This is a genomic window from Yoonia sp. SDW83-1, from assembly GCF_046762885.1.
Lineage (GTDB): Bacteria > Pseudomonadota > Alphaproteobacteria > Rhodobacterales > Rhodobacteraceae > Yoonia.
In genome coordinates, this window is sequence record NZ_JBKQXO010000006.1 from 193323 (window position 1) to 210526 (window position 17204).

General features: G+C 58.1%; 19 protein-coding genes. 9 read left to right on the plus strand and 10 right to left on the minus strand.

Going from position 1 to position 17204, the window contains the following annotated elements; translation table 11 throughout:
• Window positions 1-23 precede the first annotated feature (23 nt).
• From ACFWW4_RS10030 to cobS, 4 genes are all read right to left on the minus strand, one after another.
• A complete protein-coding gene (locus ACFWW4_RS10030; protein ID WP_411890711.1) occupies window positions 24-404 on the minus strand; it encodes a hypothetical protein in 381 nt (126 codons plus the stop codon).
• Between the two features lie 86 nt (window positions 405-490).
• Entirely contained in the window at window positions 491-1177 is a 687-nt protein-coding gene (locus ACFWW4_RS10035) for an aspartate/glutamate racemase family protein (protein WP_411890763.1), read from the minus strand.
• A gap of 58 nt (window positions 1178-1235) precedes the next feature.
• Window positions 1236-1631, minus strand: coding sequence for a hypothetical protein (locus ACFWW4_RS10040; protein WP_411890712.1), 396 nt, complete (start codon window positions 1629-1631; stop codon window positions 1236-1238).
• Window positions 1632-1826: 195 nt separating this feature from the next.
• A complete protein-coding gene (gene cobS, locus ACFWW4_RS10045) occupies window positions 1827-2813 on the minus strand; it encodes a cobaltochelatase subunit CobS (RefSeq protein ID WP_393931119.1) in 987 nt (328 codons plus the stop codon).
• 212 nt (window positions 2814-3025) lie between these two features.
• Between cobS and msrB the strand changes: the two genes are divergently transcribed.
• The 3 genes from msrB to ACFWW4_RS10060 all read left to right on the plus strand — a co-directional run bounded on the left by msrB (window position 3026) and on the right by ACFWW4_RS10060 (window position 5005).
• Complete coding sequence (msrB, locus tag ACFWW4_RS10050) at window positions 3026-3481, plus strand: peptide-methionine (R)-S-oxide reductase MsrB (protein WP_393931121.1); 456 nt, start codon at window positions 3026-3028, stop codon at window positions 3479-3481.
• Between the two features lie 450 nt (window positions 3482-3931).
• On the plus strand, window positions 3932-4393 hold the full coding sequence (locus tag ACFWW4_RS10055) for a hypothetical protein (protein ID WP_393931123.1): 462 nt from the start codon (window positions 3932-3934) through the stop codon (window positions 4391-4393).
• 138 nt (window positions 4394-4531) lie between these two features.
• Entirely contained in the window at window positions 4532-5005 is a 474-nt protein-coding gene (locus ACFWW4_RS10060) for a hypothetical protein (protein WP_411890713.1), read from the plus strand.
• Here the strand turns inward: ACFWW4_RS10060 and ACFWW4_RS10065 are convergent.
• The gene (locus ACFWW4_RS10065) at window positions 4943-5578 is read right to left on the minus strand and encodes a DnaJ domain-containing protein (RefSeq protein WP_393931127.1); all 636 of its coding nucleotides are present in this window, start codon (window positions 5576-5578) and stop codon (window positions 4943-4945) included. The genes ACFWW4_RS10060 and ACFWW4_RS10065 overlap by 63 nt on opposite strands.
• Window positions 5579-5657: 79 nt before the next feature.
• Here ACFWW4_RS10065 and ACFWW4_RS10070 point away from each other — a divergent pair, with 79 nt between their 5' ends.
• On the plus strand, window positions 5658-5909 hold the full coding sequence (locus tag ACFWW4_RS10070) for a BolA family protein (RefSeq protein WP_393931129.1): 252 nt from the start codon (window positions 5658-5660) through the stop codon (window positions 5907-5909).
• On the opposite strand, the gene ACFWW4_RS10075 is transcribed toward ACFWW4_RS10070, so the two are convergent.
• Window positions 5910-6272, minus strand: a complete 363-nt coding sequence (locus ACFWW4_RS10075) for a DUF4177 domain-containing protein (protein WP_411890714.1) — start codon at window positions 6270-6272, stop codon at window positions 5910-5912. It lies immediately after the preceding gene.
• A 144-nt stretch (window positions 6273-6416) separates the two neighbouring features.
• Complete coding sequence (gene gatB / locus ACFWW4_RS10080; protein ID WP_411890715.1) at window positions 6417-7928, minus strand: Asp-tRNA(Asn)/Glu-tRNA(Gln) amidotransferase subunit GatB; 1512 nt, start codon at window positions 7926-7928, stop codon at window positions 6417-6419.
• Window positions 7929-8041: 113 nt separating this feature from the next.
• Here gatB and ACFWW4_RS10085 point away from each other — a divergent pair, with 113 nt between their 5' ends.
• Together ACFWW4_RS10085 and ACFWW4_RS10090 are read left to right on the plus strand one after the other, a co-directional pair.
• Window positions 8042-8605 carry a type 1 glutamine amidotransferase domain-containing protein gene (locus ACFWW4_RS10085; RefSeq protein ID WP_411890716.1) on the plus strand — a complete coding sequence of 188 codons (564 nt, stop codon included), beginning with the start codon at window positions 8042-8044 and terminating at the stop codon, window positions 8603-8605.
• Between the two features lie 77 nt (window positions 8606-8682).
• Window positions 8683-9492, plus strand: coding sequence for a transglycosylase SLT domain-containing protein (locus ACFWW4_RS10090; RefSeq protein ID WP_411890717.1), 810 nt, complete (start codon window positions 8683-8685; stop codon window positions 9490-9492).
• Here the strand turns inward: ACFWW4_RS10090 and ACFWW4_RS10095 are convergent.
• Both ACFWW4_RS10095 and pepN read right to left on the minus strand, forming a co-directional pair.
• Window positions 9440-10309 (minus strand): 1-acyl-sn-glycerol-3-phosphate acyltransferase, encoded by an 870-nt coding sequence (locus tag ACFWW4_RS10095; protein ID WP_411890718.1) that lies wholly within the window; start codon window positions 10307-10309, stop codon window positions 9440-9442. The genes ACFWW4_RS10090 and ACFWW4_RS10095 overlap by 53 nt on opposite strands.
• A 103-nt stretch (window positions 10310-10412) precedes the next feature.
• Entirely contained in the window at window positions 10413-12962 is a 2550-nt protein-coding gene (pepN, locus tag ACFWW4_RS10100) for an aminopeptidase N (protein WP_411890719.1), read from the minus strand.
• Window positions 12963-13095: 133 nt separating this feature from the next.
• On the opposite strand from pepN, the gene ACFWW4_RS10105 reads away from it, so the two are divergent.
• From ACFWW4_RS10105 to ACFWW4_RS10115, 3 genes are all read left to right on the plus strand, one after another.
• Window positions 13096-13245 (plus strand): DUF2256 domain-containing protein, encoded by a 150-nt coding sequence (locus tag ACFWW4_RS10105; protein WP_411890720.1) that lies wholly within the window; start codon window positions 13096-13098, stop codon window positions 13243-13245.
• A gap of 114 nt (window positions 13246-13359) precedes the next feature.
• On the plus strand, window positions 13360-15507 hold the full coding sequence (locus tag ACFWW4_RS10110) for a malate synthase G (protein ID WP_411890721.1): 2148 nt from the start codon (window positions 13360-13362) through the stop codon (window positions 15505-15507).
• 40 nt (window positions 15508-15547) lie between these two features.
• Window positions 15548-15976: a GlcG/HbpS family heme-binding protein gene (locus ACFWW4_RS10115; protein ID WP_411890722.1), complete on the plus strand. Its 429-nt coding sequence runs from the start codon at window positions 15548-15550 to the stop codon at window positions 15974-15976.
• Here ACFWW4_RS10115 and ACFWW4_RS10120 read toward each other — a convergent pair.
• Window positions 15959-17050: a cytochrome P450 gene (locus tag ACFWW4_RS10120; RefSeq protein ID WP_411890723.1), complete on the minus strand. Its 1092-nt coding sequence runs from the start codon at window positions 17048-17050 to the stop codon at window positions 15959-15961. The two genes, ACFWW4_RS10115 and ACFWW4_RS10120, sit on opposite strands and share 18 nt — an antisense overlap.
• Between the last annotated feature and the right edge of the window lie 154 nt (window positions 17051-17204).

Sequence of the window (17204 nt, forward strand, 5' to 3'; positions counted from 1 at the left end):
CAGATAAGGTGATGATCTGGCAGTTAACTTAGGATCAACGCCGTACATTCGCGGGTCAGTCGATCTGCCATTTGCGCAGCCCAGGCGGCATCAGATTGATCGTCGTTGAATGTGGCCCGTGTCAGCAGGGCCGATTGTGCCAGCTTCGCCGACAACCGCCAGTGCAGCACTTCGCGGCCCATTCCATCGGGCATCGTGGCTTCGACCAGTTGCAGGACGCTGGCGCGCTGCAGTTCGGTGCGTTCCGATGCGGCGCCGTCAAACATCCACTGATATTCCATCGCCGCCGAAAGCCGGCCTGCGCAACTGGCAAACAGGCGCAGCTGGCTGTCATCCGTCTGGGCGCGCAGCGGTGCGGGTGCGACCGCTAGCGCGAGAAAGAGAAGCGAAAGAACTGTTTTCATACCGCTCATATTTGCAGCATGAGTGTAAAAATATCGCCAATCAATCAGGCACTTCGGAAACACATCGTTTTGTGGCGTATGAGCCGCTACCGGTCCAGGGTCGCGTGTCCGGCGGCAAGCCGGGCCAGCAGGTCCACATGCACATCCAGCGCATCAATGACGCGATACCCCGGGTCCTGACCGTCAAAGGCAAGGTTCAAATCCGTCCCCGCCAGCACAATCGCGTCTGCCCCATGATCCCTGACCAGCCGGGCACCTGCATCAAGAAAAAACGTCCGCTGGGCGTCGGTGCAATACCCGGCGACGGCCATATCCTGATAGGTCTGGCCGATCTCGTCACATTCATCGTCAAGTGCGATGGCTTCGGTCCGCGCCAATTGCCCGTAAAGCCGGGTGTGCATCACCACACGGGTACCCAGCAGTCCGACCCGGCCAAGTTTTTGCGCGACAAAATAGGCATCCAGCGGGGCCACCGCCGAGACCAGCGGCAAAGATGACAGCGCGACAGTTTCGTCGAAGCAGAAATGCCCGCCGAGTGAGGTGATGGCCGCACAGTCACAGCCTGCCGCCTTCAGCCTGTCGATGAGCGGGGCGTACACGGCTGCCTGGGCAGCCCGGTCATCGGCGAGGTTATTGCGGATCAGCGTCTGCACATCAGCGTGGACGATTGTCAGGTCAAGTGATCCGCCCAGTCGATCAACCGCCTGCGTGAGGCGCTGGTAATAGACGACTGTGGCGGCAACACCGATCCCGCCGATCAATCCGATATGCAAAGGTTTGGCCATGGACAGAACCATGACCTAGCCTCAGGCCTGCTTCAACCCGCGCTGATCAGCCTAAGAGGAGTGACGTGCATTCCTGCTCCAGCATCGCGGCCCGGCTTTTGGCCCATTCCGCTTCGGCCTGATCACGGCTGTATTGCGACCGACTTAGCAGATCATATTGCGCGCGCTTTGCGGCATCGCGCCAGTGCAACACGTCGCGCGATTGCTCGTCCGACACAATGGCGGCGACCAACTGCACCGTGGCGTCACGGCGAAAGGCGGCTTCGTCGGAATAAGCACCTTGCGTGCTCCATTCATATTCCAGTTCCGCAGTCAGACGGCCCACGCAGGTCGCAAATGTCTGCAACTGCGCCTCTGCCGAAAGCGTCTGGGCGTGGCCTGCGGGGGCCGCCAAAATCAGGGTGAGGGCCAAACCACGGCCAAGGGTCTTCACGTATCGCATTATAACCAACCATTACGTTCACATTACTACTGACGTGAAGTAAACGGGCTGGTCCGGGCGAAACTGTGTCGGGACGGTGGTGAAGTGACGGAACAAAAATGACGGCGGGTTCGTGCCGGATTTAGGGTCGCGGTAGAGCGAAAGGACGCCGTTCGTGCAGCGACCTCAAGCAGATACAAACCCTTGCGACGGGTATTACCCCAGGCTCAGGCTTGCCGCACTCTCTGGCAGTTCCTCGTCAAAGCAGCGCTGGTAGAATTCGGCAACCGTCTGGCGCTCAAGCTCGTCGCATTTGTTAAGGAATGACAGACGGAAAGCGTAACCGACATCCTGGAAGATACGCGCATTCTCGGCCCAGGCCAGCACGGTCCGCGGCGACATGACCGTCGACAGATCGCCATTCATGAACGCGGTACGAGTCAAGTCTGCGACGGTGACCATCTGGCTGACGATCTTGCGGCCCTTGTCGGTGTTGTAATGTGGCGATTTCGACAAAACGATGGCCGCTTCTGCATCATGCGACAGATAGTTCAGGGTCGCGACAAGGCTCCACCGGTCCATCTGCGCCTGGTTGATCTGCTGGGTGCCGTGGTACAGACCGGTCGTGTCACCCAGGCCAACGGTGTTGGCTGTGGCGAAAAGACGGAAATACTTGTTCGGCGTGATGATCTCGTTCTGATCCATCAATGTCAGCTTGCCGTCGTGTTCCAGCACCCGCTGGATCACGAACATCACGTCAGCACGGCCCGCGTCATATTCATCGAACACAATGGCGACCGGATTGCGTAGGGCCCAGGGCAGGATGCCTTCATGGAATTCAGTGACCTGTACGCCGTCGCGCAGCTTGATCGCGTCCTTCCCGATCAGGTCGATCCGGCTGATATGGCTGTCCAGATTGACGCGCACACAGGGCCAGTTCAGACGGGCGGCGACCTGTTCGATATGGGTCGATTTGCCCGTGCCATGGTAACCCTGGATCATGACCCGGCGGTTGTAACCAAAACCGGCAAGGATCGCGAGGGTCGTGTCAGGATCGAATTTATAGGTGGTATCAATCTCCGGCACGCGGTCTGACCGATCGGCGAACGCCTTGATTTTCATGTCGCTGTCGATGCCAAACACCTCGCGAACAGAAATATCTTCGGTCGGTTTCGCCTGCATATCGGTTGTGCCGTCGGCCATAATCGTTGCCTTTTCCACTGGGTCAGATCGTTTGATGTCGGGGATGCAACATAACGCGGGGCGCTGCAAGGGGAAGGGGGCGCTGGCGTGGTCAATCAGGGCGGTCTGGACCTGTCGGCGGCTGATCACATGATCGTGGGGTGGTCGGCTTTTATTACCACTTGGTCAGCACTGGCTGCTAGGATCCGTCTACTTTCAAAGGAACGACCATGATGAACCGCCGCAGCTTCACCCTTTCCACACTCGCCATGGCGACCGCGCCCGCCGCACTCTGGGCCGAACAATTCGAAGTGACCCGCACCGATGCTGAGTGGCGGGCCATGCTGACCGACCTGCAATACCGGGTGATGCGCCAGGAAGGGACAGAGCGGGCAGGCACATCACCGCTCGACAAGAACTATGCCGACGGGACCTATCACTGCCGGGGCTGCGACCTGCCGCTTTATTCCTCTGAAACGAAATACGATAGCGGAACTGGATGGCCCAGCTTTTACGCCAGCCTGCCCGGTGCCATCGGCACCAAGCCCGACCGAAAACTGTTTACAGTGCGCACCGAATGCCATTGCCGCCGCTGCGGCAGCCATCTGGGTCATATCTTTGACGACGGGCCGCGACCGACGGGCAAACGGCATTGCCTGAACGGGGCCAGCCTAGTGTTTCGGGCCTAAAGTTAACGCGAACAGCCTAGAAATCGACGGCGTTCCGCCGGGTCCGTTAGGGCGCGGTTCGGGGCCGCATGCAGATTCTTTGGTTAATTTTGCAGGATGTTAATCGAACCAATTTCGGCTCAATCAGACGATTGCGACTGAATCCGATACAGTGATGCATCACACAACCTTAGGTAGTTTGAGAAAATATTCAATATTTCCGGCATGTTGGGGTCTGTAGGCGGATTATTGCCGTTTTTTTATTGTGGCGATAGGCGGAATGTGGCAAAAAATGGGCAAGCCGAGATTTGCACTTGATGTGTGTTCTCGCACAGACGCGCCGCTGCGATTTTGTGATGTAGGGGCCAACGAAACGGTATCTTGGAGGTCTGCGCAATGTTCGCGCGTTTATTTAAAACTTTGCATTTAAGCCGCGGGCAGAAAGCTGTCGCAATCGCCTATGGTGGGGTCATGGCAGTATCATCGGGCATTACGCTGATGCTGATGTCCGCAATGGAAGGCGCATATGCCATTCCGCCCGAACCGACATTGTATGACAACTGGGTGATCATCGCAGGCGGTATTGCTTCGGGTGTTGCGCTGTATATGTCGCGGGCATGGATGGGGCGCCGCGGCGCGCTGGGCTTCGCCCGCGCTATCGTTGCTGCGATCATTGTGACATTCGTGACCGCCATCATCGCCGGCACCTTGGTGTCACCGTTTTATGGCACGCTTGTGGGGCCCTTCGTCCTTGTATCAGAATTCATGGCCAAACCGCTTCTGGCTGTCGCTTGGTTCGTGGTTCTGTTTGGCGCGCATTTCCTGATCGCCATCCTGCGGGCCGAAGAGGAATGGACCCGGACCAGCAAGGCCGTCTCTCACCTCAGCAGCCTGTCGCAGGCCAATCTCTACCGCCATACATATCGGCACTGAGGGGCTATATATCGGTTTGCGAAGGGGTCCGTTTCGGGCCCCTTTTTCTTGCGCAATGCGAAACTTCTGCACAACTTTCCGACAGAATCTCTGCATGGCTGTTTGATTGATGGCAGGCAGAAAAAAAGGGGAAGATACATGATTTACCTACGTCCAAGCCGCCGGTCAGTGCCGATAGCAGCCATGATTTCACTGGTTGGCGGGGCGACCGCCACGGCCATGCTGATCTATTTCAGGATGATCGGCAGCCCGATGTTTCAGGGAGAGGAGGTCGCATTTATTTCCGTCGCACTGGCCGGGGCATTTCTTGCCGGGCTGATCGTGGGTGTCGCTTTCGGACGAAAGGGCAGGAAAGGGTGGATGCTGGCCGCGATCGGGGCGATCTGTTCAACCGCCATCGGTGCCTTTCTGGGCGGACTGATGATGTTCCAGACACTGGAAGAAGCGATGATCTGCGTTGTGATGATCGCCACCATCATTGGCAGCACGCCCCTGATTGCATTGGCGTGGCTGGCGATGATGGCGTTGGTCCATGTGATTGCGCGCCGATCAGTCCTTGTCGCGGAAGTTCCGGCTGACCTTGATCTGGTCCCAGGCCCAGACAACCTCTGACAACTGTTCTTCCTGGCTGCGGTCACCACCATTCATATCCGGGTGCAGCACCTTGATCAGCGCCTTGTAGGCTTTGCGGATCTCCGGTTTCGACCAGTTGTCCTTCGCTTCAAGGATCTCGATCGCGCGGCGTTCGGTTGGGGGCAGCTTGCGGCCCGTCGCAGCACCGCGGCCCGGATTACGGGTCGCGTTTTCGCCCAGCACCTGATGCGGATCATCCACGCCCAGACGGGCCCAGGCCCGTTCCTCGACGGTCCGTTTGAACGGTTTTGTCGGGCGTTCCCAGACGCGATCCTGATCCATCTGTGCGGCCAGTTCCGCCTCTGACGTGCTGTCAAAGAAATTCCACTTCAGATTGTATTCGCGCACGTGTTGCTGACAGAACCAGTAATAGTCATCCAGCACATCGGGGGATTTGGGTGCACGATACTTGCCCGCTTCCTGACAACCCTCGTGATCGCAGACGCGAGTCGAGGTCTCGGACGCGCCGGACATACCGCGCCGACCGCGCGGGTTCTTCTTCTTGGAACTCGAAACCGACATATCAAAACCAAAGGGGTCATCCTTTTTCATCGCGCGTCATCCCTTTCCGACTCGAGCGACTGACTGTAAGACCGCACGGCAAGAGATTGAAGAGGGCAGGAGCAAAATAATGGGAATTGAGACCGAAATTCGCGAAAGCCTGGAGACACTCGCACCAACCAAGCTGGACGTGATTAACGAAAGTGCCTTGCACAGCGGGCATGCGGGCGATGATGGATCCGGCGAAAGCCATTGGCGGATTGTAATCAAGGCATCAAAGCTGGACGATATGTCGCGCATTGCACGCCATCGCGCCATCCATGCGGCACTGGGCAAAGACATCATCGGGCGGATCCACGCCCTAGCGATTGATATTCAGTAATTACTCTGCCGCCACATCAGGCGAAGGACGCTGCGGGGGCGTGGGCGCAGGACGAGGCGCTGACGCAGGGGCCTTCGCGACAGGTGGTGCGGGCGCTGCGACCTGCGGTGCAGGCGCGGGGCGGGCAGCCGCTGATCTGGCACGCCGAAACACCAGCATGTTCTGATAGACTGTTGTCTTACTCATCAGCCCTTCACGCTGTTCGGAGGGCAGGGTGTCGGTGCGCTGATATTCCCACCCGCCGGCGGCCAGCTCATTGATGGCGGTCTCCAGTGCATTTGCAAACCGGTCCTCGGCGGTTTTGATGCCTTTGGCTTTCAATCCGCGCGTCGGCGCTGGCACGACCTTGTATTCGTATGACATTCCGTCACCCCTATTTCCACTGCACGGGTATAGCAAAGCTGACGGCCGAGTCCAAGGATTCGGGTTAAGACTTCGTTAACAGATGCGTGCGGTGGGGTCCGACGTTTTGCCGACGCAAGTCCGACGCGATGCCGACAGCAGTTTTCAGAGCCCGAGCTTGGCCGTGACAAGCTGATTGACAGCCGCCGGATTGGCCTTGCCACCGGTCGCCTTCATCACCTGACCCACAAACCAGCCCGCCAGTTTCGGGTTCTGTTTTGCCTTTTCGACTTGCGCCGGATTGGCCGCAATAATCTCGTCCACCGCTGCCTCGATCGCACCGGTATCGGTGACCTGCTTCATGCCCTCGGTTTCGACGATCTCTGCCGGCTCACGGCCCGTTGTGTAAGCGATTTCAAACACTTCCTTGGCGATCTTGCCAGAGATGTCACCTGATTTGATCAGCCCGATCAGCGCGCCCAGTTGGGTGGCGGATACTGGGCTTTCCTCGATCCCGTGATCCTCTTTTTTCAGCCGCCCGAACAGTTCATTGATGACCCAGTTCGCCGCCAACTTGCCATCGCGACCTTCAGCGACTTTTTCGAAATAGGCCGCATTCGCCACCTCTGCCGTCAGCACCGATGCGTCATATTCCGAAAGCCCGAAGTCATTGATAAAGCGAGCCTTTTTCTGATCCGGCAGTTCCGGCAAAGACGCTTTGATATCATCGACCCACCCCTGTTCGATCTCAAGGGGCAGCAGGTCCGGGTCCGGAAAATAGCGGTAATCATGCGCCTCTTCCTTGGACCGCATCGACCGGGTTTCGTTCTTGTCGGGATCGTAAAGCCGGGTTTCCTGCACGACCTCTTTGCCGTCTTCCAGCAAGGCGATCTGGCGCCGTGCCTCGTAATCAATCGCCATCTGAATGAACCGAGTAGAGTTCATGTTCTTGATTTCACAGCGTGTTCCAAGATGGGAAAAATCCTGTGTTTCCTGATACTTCTCGTAATCGCCGGGGCGGCAGATAGATACGTTCACATCGGCCCGCAGGTTGCCGTTCTGCATGTTGCCGTCACAGGTCCCCAGATAGCGCAGGATCTGGCGCAGCTTCAGCACATAAGCCGCCGCTTCCTCGGGGCCGCGAATATCGGGGCGGCTGACGATCTCCATCAGTGCGACGCCAGTCCTGTTTAGGTCCACGAACGACATGTTCGGGTCCATATCATGGATCGATTTGCCCGCATCCTGTTCCAGATGGATCCGTTCGATCCGCACCTTGCGCGCGGTGCCGTTGCCCATTTCGACCAGCACTTCACCTTCGCCGACGATGGGATGATAGAGCTGGGAAATCTGGTAACCCTGCGGCAGATCAGGATAAAAATAGTTCTTGCGGTCAAAGGCCGAGACCAGATTGATCTGAGCGTTCAGGCCAAGACCGGTTTTGACGGCCTGCGCCACGCAGCCCTCGTTAATCACGGGCAGCATACCGGGCATCCCGGCATCCACAAAGGCCACGTTGCTGTTCGGCTCTGCCCCGAATTCGGTTGAGGCACCGGAAAACAACTTGGCCTTGGTGGCGACCTGCGCATGGACCTCAAGCCCGATGACCAATTCCCAGTCATGCTTGGCACCGGCAATCACTTTGGGGGCGGGGGCATCATAGGTGAGATCGAGCATGGGAAACTCCAAGGCTTGCGTTAGCCCGCTTCTAAAACAGCGATTGGTTGGGAACAAGTGGCGGCATTGCGCGTTAGGTCAGCACAATACAATCAACCAGAGGAAAGAAAGCCATGACCGATATGACCGATGCAAAAATTGTTATTGTCGCCACCGACGGTTTTGAACAATCGGAACTGTTCGTGCCGTTGGAGCAACTGCGCGAAAAGGGCGCAACTGTGCATGTGGCGACGCTGGATGGCGACGCAATCAAGGGCTGGGATAAGGACAATTGGGGCAAATCGGTGGATGCCGATGCCAAGATCGCTGACGTAAAGGTCGAAGACTACGACTGCATCGTCCTGCCCGGCGGTCAGATCAACCCTGATCTGCTGCGGGTCGAAGCTGACGCGATCAAGCTGATCCAGGGCTTTGTCAGCAAGGGAAAAATCGTTGCGGCGATCTGCCATGCCCCATGGCTGCTGATCGAGGCTGATGTGGTTCGTGGCCGCGAAATGACGTCCTACCATTCGATCAAGACCGATCTGAAGAACGCCGGAGCCCAGTGGGTGGATCAGGAGATTGCCATTTCCAACGGTATCATCACCAGCCGGTCGCCCGAGGATCTGGACGCATTTGTCTCCAAGATTGTCGAGGAAGTGAAAGAGGGCAAGCACCCGCGTCCCAACGCCGCCTAAATGATGGCTCGGCGGTGGATTGCCGCCTGTTGCTCTCTGACTTGCGCTGCACCAAGGGTGTGGCGCAAGTTTTGTTTATGAAGGTCGTTACATCATTTCTGATCGCTCTTTGTCTGGCCGCTAGCGCGGATCGCACCGCAGCTGAAGACGCGCGCCCTCTGTCGCGCTCAGATGTCGAAGCGGCGCGCGTATTGGATGAATTGCGTGCTGTGAAACCGGTGGCGCGCCCGCCACATATGCTGCGTTACCCGGTCGCGGTTGAGACGCGCGCACCTGTTGTCCGTCCGGAAGCACGGGATGCATTTTTGCCTGAAGCGCGCTGGGATTTCAAAACAGGATCGGCCGTCTGGACACGTTCCGCGATGACAGCGGTGACGCGATTTGAAGTACTGCCGACGATCGTTCCACGCGATATTGATACCTGGTGCCCGGCCTATGAGACGGCGAATACCCAGACCCGGACCGCGTTCTGGGTCGGCATGATGTCGGCGTTGTCCAAGCACGAAAGCACCTATAATCCCCGCGCTGTCGGCGGCGGCAATCAATGGTACGGATTGCTGCAGATTTACCCGCCCACGGCGCGCAGTTACGGCTGTCGTGCCACGACAGGTGAGGCGCTCAAGAACCCCGCAGACAACCTGAGCTGTGCTGCCCGGATTATGGCCGTGACGGTCGAACGTGATCGCGCGATTGCGGTGAACGATGGGCGCTGGCGCGGTGTCGCCGCCGATTGGGGTCCGATGACGAACAGGAGGAAGATCGCGGATATGGCGGCCTGGACCTCTGCCCAGAGCTATTGCCAGCCACTCAACAACATACGTCCCAGAGTACGTCCTAATGCGCTCGTGAGCGTGTCAACAATGGACGCGACGCGGCAACCAGACTGACTGCCGGCGCATCCTTACCGCCCAGTGCCAATGTGGCCTTGCGCAGCATTGCGATACCGTCTTCGGAATTTTTCGGCATGGAGGCTGCAGATATCGGTTCGCCCACGGTGACAGTAAACGGCTGTTTCGCCTTGTTGAGCGTTTCATGAAACAGGGTGATGTCCCGCAATGTCGGATGCATCAGATCAAATAGGTAAAACAGGACTGAGTTGCGCGCCTGAATGTTGATTGGAATGACGGGCAGATCATATTTGCGCGCCAGCATCGCGGCAGAGGCCATCCAGGGCCTTTCAAACAGGCGCAGCCCCCGCCGCTTGGCCAGACGACCCGACGGGAAGATGACGCCGAGCCGCCCTGCATCAGTCGCTTCGCGTACGTAAGCCATCGTCGCCCGGGTTTTAGCGTGGCTGCGCAGCTCTGTGCGCCATTCGACCGGGGCAATCATGGTGTCCATCTGGGGAAAGACCCGCAAGATATCGCGATTGGCAAAGAAATAGGCATCAGAGCGGACCCGGGCGATCAGGTGGTGCAGGATGATCCCGTCAGCAATCCCGGTTGGGTGGTTCGCCACGATCAAGGCAGGGCCATGCATCGGGATATTGCCAAGCCCGGTGACATCGGCGTTTTTGGCCAACATATCACCCATCACGTTCATGATCCGGCTGGCCGGTTCATCCTTGAACGCTCTGGCGATGCGCACGGTTGCGTCGTATCCCAGCAGCTTGTGCAGGCTGCGCCTTGCAGCTTTTGTGCCGGGGCGATCACTGTAAAGCCAGGGCGCGCGCTCAGCGATCAGCGGGTCAATGCGATGTTCCATAGCGACCACTCACCATATCTTTGTCATGGTTGTATGACAGATCATAGATAGGGATCGGATGGCGTAAAACCAATACGCGAACGTTGTTCAATTTCGGCAGATTTCAGCCCAGTATGCGGCTCACCATCTCGGTTGTATCGGCGGATAGGCCGGGTTTTGCCGCAATACGCCCCAGCGCGTGGCGCATTTTGGCTTGCCGGTTATCGTCATAGCGTTTCCAGGTGGAAAATGCCGTGGACATACGCGCCGTGGTCTGGGGATTGAGTTCATCAAGCTTGATCAGCCAGTCCGCCAGCAGGTCATATGCCTTGCCCGAGGGGTGATGAAACCCGGCAGCATTTCCCCCCAGCGCGCCGAATACGGACCGGAATCGGTTGGGGTTCCTGATATCGAAGGCCGGGTGGGCTGCCAGCGTTTCGGCGGTTGCTGCAGCCTGATCCGGGCTGGCGCAGGCGACTTGCAGGCCGAACCATTTGTCCATGACCAGCCGGTCGTTTTGCCATTGTTCGCCGAAGGCTGACAGCTCAGCTTTACCTTTGCCGATTTTCAGCAAGGCCCCGAGGGCCGCCAGTTGCTGGGTCATGTTGTCGGCCGTGGCATATTGCTGTGTCGCTTGCCGCCCGCCATCGAGTTTCGACATCAGCGACAGCACGGTATTGCCAAGTGCCCGTTTGCCTGCCGGTTCGGCATCGGGGGTATAGGGACCAGGCACAGCCATGTCGGCATAGCTGCGCGGCAACTGATCCTGCAGATGTTGGGCGATCTGCAGTTTCAGCGTTTCATGGGCATCATAGATCGCTGTTGGGTCCGGTACATGGTCCAGATCAACAAGTGCCTGGGCGGTGTCGTCTTCGCTGGGCAGGGCCAGCACCTGCGCCCGGAACGCTGGATCAAGGCTGTCATCGCGCAGTACGGCGGCGAGACCGTCAAGATAGGCACCGTCTGGCGTCGCCCCGTCCCGCACCATGCCGACCAGCACATCCTGCGCCAATTTGCGCCCTGCGTCCCATTTATTAAACGGATCAGTGTCATGGGCCAGAAGGAACGCGCGCTGGGCTTTGGTCTGATCGTGCTCCAGAATGACCGGGGCGGAAAATCCCCGCAGGATCGACGGGATCGGTTTGCTGGCAAGACCTTCGAAGGAGAAGCTTTGTTCAGCTTGGGTCATTTCCAGCATTTTTGTGGGCACGACCTCATCCCCGTTGTCGTTCAGTAGACCGACCGCGATAGGGATGACCATCGGGTCCTTGTGCGGTTGTCCCGGTGTCGGTGGCGTCTGCTGCGTCAGATGCAGGGTGTAGGTGCCGTCCACAAAATCCTCGCGGACGCTGACACGGGGCGTCCCGGCCTGGCTGTACCAGCGGGCGAATTGGGTCAGGTCGCGCCCTGTCGCATCTTCGAAAACCTTCAGCCAATCCTCGATCGTGGCGGCGTCACCATCATGGCGGTCGAAATAGAGGTCGAGCGCTTTTTTGTATTCGTCATCGCCTACCAGCCGCTTCAGCATGCCGATCACCTCGGCCCCTTTTTCGTAAACCGTGACGGTGTAGAAATTGTTGATCTCGACAAAGCTTTCGGGGCGCACCGGATGGGCGAGCGGGCCATTGTCCTCGCGGAACTGATGCGCCCGCAGGACCACCGCATCGTCGATCCGCTTGACCGCGTGGCTGCGCATGTCTCCGGTGAATTGCTGATCGCGGAACACGGTCAGCCCTTCCTTGAGGCACAGCTGGAACCAGTCGCGGCAGGTGATCCGGTTGCCGGTCCAGTTGTGAAAATATTCATGGGCGATGATCGCCTCGATCCGTTCGAAATTGGCGTCTGTCGATGTTTCCGGGCTTGCGAGGACGGCAGACGAGTTGAAGATGTTCAGCCCCTTGTTTTCCATGGCCCCCATGTTGAAATCATCGACGGCCACGATGTTGAAGACATCAAGGTCGTATTCGCGGCCATAGACATCTTCGTCCCATTTCATGGATTTCTTCAGCGCCTCCATCCCGAAGGCACATTTGCCTTCGTCGCCGGGGCGGACCCAGATGTTCAGTTCCACATCCTTGCCGGACATGGTGGTGAACAGGTCGGGGTGGTTGACGAGATCACCGGCGACAAGGGCGAAAAGATAAGCGGGCTTGGGCCACGGATCGTGCCACTCGGCCCAGCCTTCGCCCTGACCGGTGGGGTTGCTGTTGGACAAAAGTACCGGCAGGTCGCTTTCGATCCGGACGGTAAATGTGGCCATCACATCGGGCCGGTCAGGATAGTAAGTGATCTTGCGGAACCCTTCGGCTTCGCACTGGGTACAGTACATGCCGTTTGACATGTAAAGGCCTTCCAGCGCGGTATTGGCCTGCGGGTTGATTTCGACTTCTGCTTCGAAGGTGAAAGGGGCGTCGGGCACGGGACAACTCAGACCGGTTGCGGTGAGTTCAGGCGTGATGTCCTCGCCATCGATTTTGGCGTTGATCAGCTTTAGGTCTTCGCCGTGTAGAAAGAATTCATTTGAGGTCGCCTCCGGATTCGGTCGGAACCGGATGCGTGACATCACGCGCGTCTTGGTGGCGGCCAGCTTGAACGTCAGATGGACGTCATCAACCAGATAGGCCGGTGGCGTGTAGTCGCGCAGATAGATCGTCTGGGGAGCGGCATCTTTCATTGGGCGATCCTTTGAGGGTTTGAGAGCAGGTTACGGCGGGTCGCCGCAATGTTCCACCGTGATCGCGGCCGGGCGGGCAAAATCTGGCACCAAAGTTTTTGAAAAACTTTTGCCGCGCGATAGGTTCAGCATCATGCCCAAGATGCGCCGCAAAACCGACATGCCCCAAAAGACCTGTGCCACTTGTGGTCGCCCTTTCGTCTGGCGCAAGAAATGGGAGAAGGTATGGGATCAGGTCCGTTATTGTTCGGACCGCTGCCGTTCAAATCGATCCAAATCATGATTGTCCGAATTGGTCATGAAACATGACCAGCCATGTTGCCTATCGGAAACTTTTCTTTTACCCAACCACGCATCACTGTGTGCCGCTGCATGCCGTCAAAAGGGGAACACCATCATGACAGAACGCGTTGATAGACAAGGGTTGGCCGTTGCCACAGAATTGGCCAGCTTTGTTGATGAAAAGGCCCTTCCCGGCACGGGGATTGCAGCGGACGTATTCTGGAAAGGCTTTACCAATCTGGTGGCCGAAATGACCCCGCGCAACCGTGCTTTGCTGGAAAAACGCGATGATCTGCAGGCAAAAATTGATGAATGGCATATCGCCCGCAAGGGTCAGCCGCTTGATCGCACGGCTTATGAGATTTTTCTGGAAGAGATCGGTTATCTTGTCCCTGAAGGCGAAGATTTCGAGATCGAAACAGCCAATGTCGATCCGGAAATCGCAACCGTGCCCGGCCCACAATTGGTGGTGCCGATCACCAATGCGCGCTTTGCCCTGAATGCCGCAAATGCCCGCTGGGGCAGCCTTTATGATGCCTTCTATGGTACGGACGCGATGGGCGTGCAGCCCCCGAAAGGCGCTTATGATCGCGGGCATGGTGCCCGCGTCGTGGCGCGTGCGCGCGTCTTTCTGGACGAGGCATTCCCGATTGAAGGTACAAGCCATGCTGACGTGCGCCGCTACTATGTGCATGATGGTGCGCTGTTGATTGATGATTTGCCGTTGCGCGATCCGGCGAAATTCGTGGGCTATCGCGGTAATCCAAAGGCGCCTGATGCGATCCTTTTGAAAAACAACGAGCTGCATGTGGAACTGGTCTTTGACCGTGCCCACCCGATTGGCAGCCGCGATCAGGCGTTGCTGGCCGATGTCCGGCTGGAAAGCGCGATAACCGCAATCATGGACTGCGAGGATAGCGTCGCTTGCGTCGATGCCGAGGACAAGGTGCTGGCCTATGGCAACTGGTTGGGCCTGATGCAGGGTGATCTGGCGGCGGAGTTCCAGAAAGGCGGCAAGACCATGACCCGTCGTCTGGCCGAAGACATGACCTATACTTCCCCCGATGGCAGCCCCTTGACGCTGAAGGGGCGGGCGTTGCTGTGGGTGCGCAATGTGGGTCATCTGATGACCAATCCGGCCATTCTGGATGCGGACGGGGAAGAAGTTTTCGAAGGGCTGATGGACGCGATGTTCACGGTTCTGATCGCGATGCATGATCTGAAACGCGAGGGTGGCAATTCGGACTTTGGATCGGTCTATGTCGTCAAACCCAAGATGCATGGTCCCGAAGAAGTGGCGTTTACCTGCGATATCTTTGCCGCGGTCGAGGATGCGCTGGGGCTGCCCCGCGACACCGTCAAGATCGGCATCATGGATGAAGAGCGGCGCACGACCGTGAACCTCAAGGAATGTATCCGTGCCGCCAAGTCGCGGGTGGCGTTCATCAATACCGGATTTCTGGACCGGACCGGCGATGAAATCCACACCTCGATGGAGGCCGGACCATTCAGCCGCAAGGACTTTATCAAGCGCAAACAATGGATTGGCGCCTATGAAGACCAGAACGTGGATATCGGGCTGGAATGTGGGTTTTCCGGCAAGGCGCAGATCGGCAAGGGCATGTGGGCGATGCCCGATCTGATGGCCGCGATGCTGGAACAGAAGATCGACCATCCGAAGGCCGGGGCCAATTGCGCCTGGGTGCCAAGCCCGACGGCGGCGACCCTGCACGCGCTGCATTATCACAAGATCGATGTGATGGCAGTGCAGGACAGGCTGCGCAAGGGTGGGCGGCGCGCCTATGTATCGTCGATCCTTGATATTCCGCTGGCGCAGTATCAACGCTGGACCGATGCGCAGAAGGTCAAGGAGATCGAGAATAACGCGCAGGGCATTCTGGGCTATGTGGTGCGTTGGATTGATCAGGGTGTGGGCTGTTCCAAGGTGCCGGATATCAACAATGTCGGGCTGATGGAGGATCGGGCCACCTGCCGGATTTCCAGCCAGGCGCTGGCCAATTGGTTGCACCATGGCGTGGTCACCGAGGCGCAGGTGATGGAAGCCATGCAAAAGATGGCCGCTGTTGTGGACGGTCAGAATGCGGATGATCCGGCCTATCGTCCGATGGCTCCGAATTTCGATGGTATCGCGTTTCAGGCGGCCTGTGATCTGGTGTTCAAGGGTCGTATTCAGCCGTCGGGCTACACCGAACCTGTGCTGCATCAGCGCCGGTTGGAATTGAAAGCGCAGCGCAATCATTGAGGGGTGATGGGTTGAAACCCATCTTACGGAGAGGCGGAAAATGGCAGAGATTTCAGCGAATAAGGCGCGGACGATCATCCGCAAGGCACTGGCCAAGGGTGACGAGATGGGATTCAAGCCGCTGTCAGTGGTCGTGCTGGATTCCGGTGGTCATGTCAAAGCGTTCGAGCGCGCCGATGGGGCTGCACCGGGCCGGTTCGGCATTGCTCATGGCAAGGCCTATGGCGCGGTGATGCTGGGCATGGCTGGCACTGCACAGATGGCCCGGGCCGAGCAGCAGGCTTATTTTATGGCTGCTGTGAATGGCGTCTATGGCGGGCAGGTTGTGCCGGTGCCGGGTGGTGTTCTGGTGCGCGACAAGAAAGGCGCGGTGATGGGTGCTGTCGGCGTGACGGGCGACACATCGGACAATGATGTGGTCGCCGCCATGGCCGGGATCGAGGCCGCAGGTCTATCTGGCGAGGCGTAGGTCGAGCCGCTTGAGACCGTGAATGCCGATGCGCCGCGTGTAATCTGGCGCGGTGTTCGGGTTCGCCAAGGCTAGGTTCGGGAAGCGGGTGAACAGCCGTTCAATGGCGACCTGTGCTTCGGCGCGGGCGAGCTGCATTCCAAGGCAAACGTGCGGGCCGTGTCCAAAGCCCAGATGGGCGTTTGGGCGGCGGTTTGGGATCAGTTCCTCTGGCGTGTCAAAGCGGGCAGTATCATGGTTGGCGGCGATCAGAAGGGCGGCGACCTGTTCGCCTTTCTTTAGGGGGGTTCCTTCAAAAACAGTATCTTGTTGGACGAAATGCGGTTTGGTCATCATGACAGGTGAATAGAACCGCATGAACTCCTCGACCAGCAGGGGCAGTTTATTGGGATGATCATGCAGGGCGGCCCGCGCCGCCGGATGAGTCAGTAACCCATAAATCCCCATCGTGATCAGATGCACCGTGGTTTCGTGCCCGGCGATGAAAAGCGTGACGACCATGGCGAGCAGTTCGTCATCGGTCAGCCGGTCGCCCGCATCCTCTGCCGCGACCAGATCGGTGATCAGGCCGGGACGGGGGTGCCGCCGGACCCGATCAAAATCAACCCGGAAATAGCGCATGATCCGCCACAAACCCGGAAAGCCGCGCAGCATCCCCCATGCGCTTGTCGGACCGGAGAGCGGGGCGATCCAATGTGCCACCTTCGTGCGTTCCGCATCGGGCACACCAAGCAGGTCGCAGATCGCCATCAGCGGTAAGGGGCGTGTATATTGTGAAATGATTTCAGTGGGTTGATCCGTATCTATCGCATTGAGGAGATCATCAGCCAAGGCCGCGAGCCGTGGACGCATATCGTCAATTGACGTGCGGTTGAACGCCTGATCGACCAGACCGCGCAGCCGTTTATGTGCGGCCCCGTCATAGCCCAGCATGTTCTGAAAGAGGGGTTTCATGAACGACGGGAAGTACCAGTATTTTTGGGCCAGTGTCTTGCCGGTACCTGCCAAAGGGTTCCGTGCAAACCGTTCGGGGTCTTTGAGAAGCGACCGGGCGGCGGCGTCGCTGGTGGTCATCCACGTTTGCCCGATAATGGGCAGTTTGACGCGGACCAATGCACCTTCGGAGCGCATACGGGATAGAAACGGCCCGGGATTTGCAAGAAATTCAGGGCTGCTTAAATCATGGGCCATAGTGTTGAGTTGGGCAGCATGTGCAGCCCTGTCAACA

Excerpts from the sequence above, each read along its gene's own strand:
- gatB (WP_411890715.1), bottom strand. The coding sequence starts at position 7,928 with ATGCTCGATCTCACCTATGATGCCCCCGCCCCCAAAGTGATTGCCGGT.
- msrB (WP_393931121.1), top strand. The coding sequence starts at position 3,026 with ATGAACCGCCGCAGCTTCACCCTTTCCACACTCGCCATGGCGACCGCG.
- cobS (WP_393931119.1), bottom strand. The coding sequence starts at position 2,813 with ATGGCCGACGGCACAACCGATATGCAGGCGAAACCGACCGAAGATATT.
- ACFWW4_RS10120 (WP_411890723.1), bottom strand. The coding sequence starts at position 17,050 with ATGACCACCAGCGACGCCGCCGCCCGGTCGCTTCTCAAAGACCCCGAA.
- ACFWW4_RS10060 (WP_411890713.1), top strand. The coding sequence starts at position 4,532 with ATGATTTACCTACGTCCAAGCCGCCGGTCAGTGCCGATAGCAGCCATG.
- ACFWW4_RS10065 (WP_393931127.1), bottom strand. The coding sequence starts at position 5,578 with ATGAAAAAGGATGACCCCTTTGGTTTTGATATGTCGGTTTCGAGTTCC.
- ACFWW4_RS10095 (WP_411890718.1), bottom strand. The coding sequence starts at position 10,309 with ATGGAACATCGCATTGACCCGCTGATCGCTGAGCGCGCGCCCTGGCTT.
- ACFWW4_RS10110 (WP_411890721.1), top strand. The coding sequence starts at position 13,360 with ATGACAGAACGCGTTGATAGACAAGGGTTGGCCGTTGCCACAGAATTG.
- pepN (WP_411890719.1), bottom strand. The coding sequence starts at position 12,962 with ATGAAAGATGCCGCTCCCCAGACGATCTATCTGCGCGACTACACGCCA.
- ACFWW4_RS10090 (WP_411890717.1), top strand. The coding sequence starts at position 8,683 with ATGAAGGTCGTTACATCATTTCTGATCGCTCTTTGTCTGGCCGCTAGC.
- ACFWW4_RS10105 (WP_411890720.1), top strand. The coding sequence starts at position 13,096 with ATGCCCAAGATGCGCCGCAAAACCGACATGCCCCAAAAGACCTGTGCC.
- ACFWW4_RS10085 (WP_411890716.1), top strand. The coding sequence starts at position 8,042 with ATGACCGATATGACCGATGCAAAAATTGTTATTGTCGCCACCGACGGT.
- ACFWW4_RS10075 (WP_411890714.1), bottom strand. The coding sequence starts at position 6,272 with ATGTCATACGAATACAAGGTCGTGCCAGCGCCGACGCGCGGATTGAAA.
- ACFWW4_RS10040 (WP_411890712.1), bottom strand. The coding sequence starts at position 1,631 with ATGCGATACGTGAAGACCCTTGGCCGTGGTTTGGCCCTCACCCTGATT.
- ACFWW4_RS10070 (WP_393931129.1), top strand. The coding sequence starts at position 5,658 with ATGGGAATTGAGACCGAAATTCGCGAAAGCCTGGAGACACTCGCACCA.
- ACFWW4_RS10055 (WP_393931123.1), top strand. The coding sequence starts at position 3,932 with ATGGCAGTATCATCGGGCATTACGCTGATGCTGATGTCCGCAATGGAA.
- ACFWW4_RS10115 (WP_411890722.1), top strand. The coding sequence starts at position 15,548 with ATGGCAGAGATTTCAGCGAATAAGGCGCGGACGATCATCCGCAAGGCA.
- ACFWW4_RS10030 (WP_411890711.1), bottom strand. The coding sequence starts at position 404 with ATGAAAACAGTTCTTTCGCTTCTCTTTCTCGCGCTAGCGGTCGCACCC.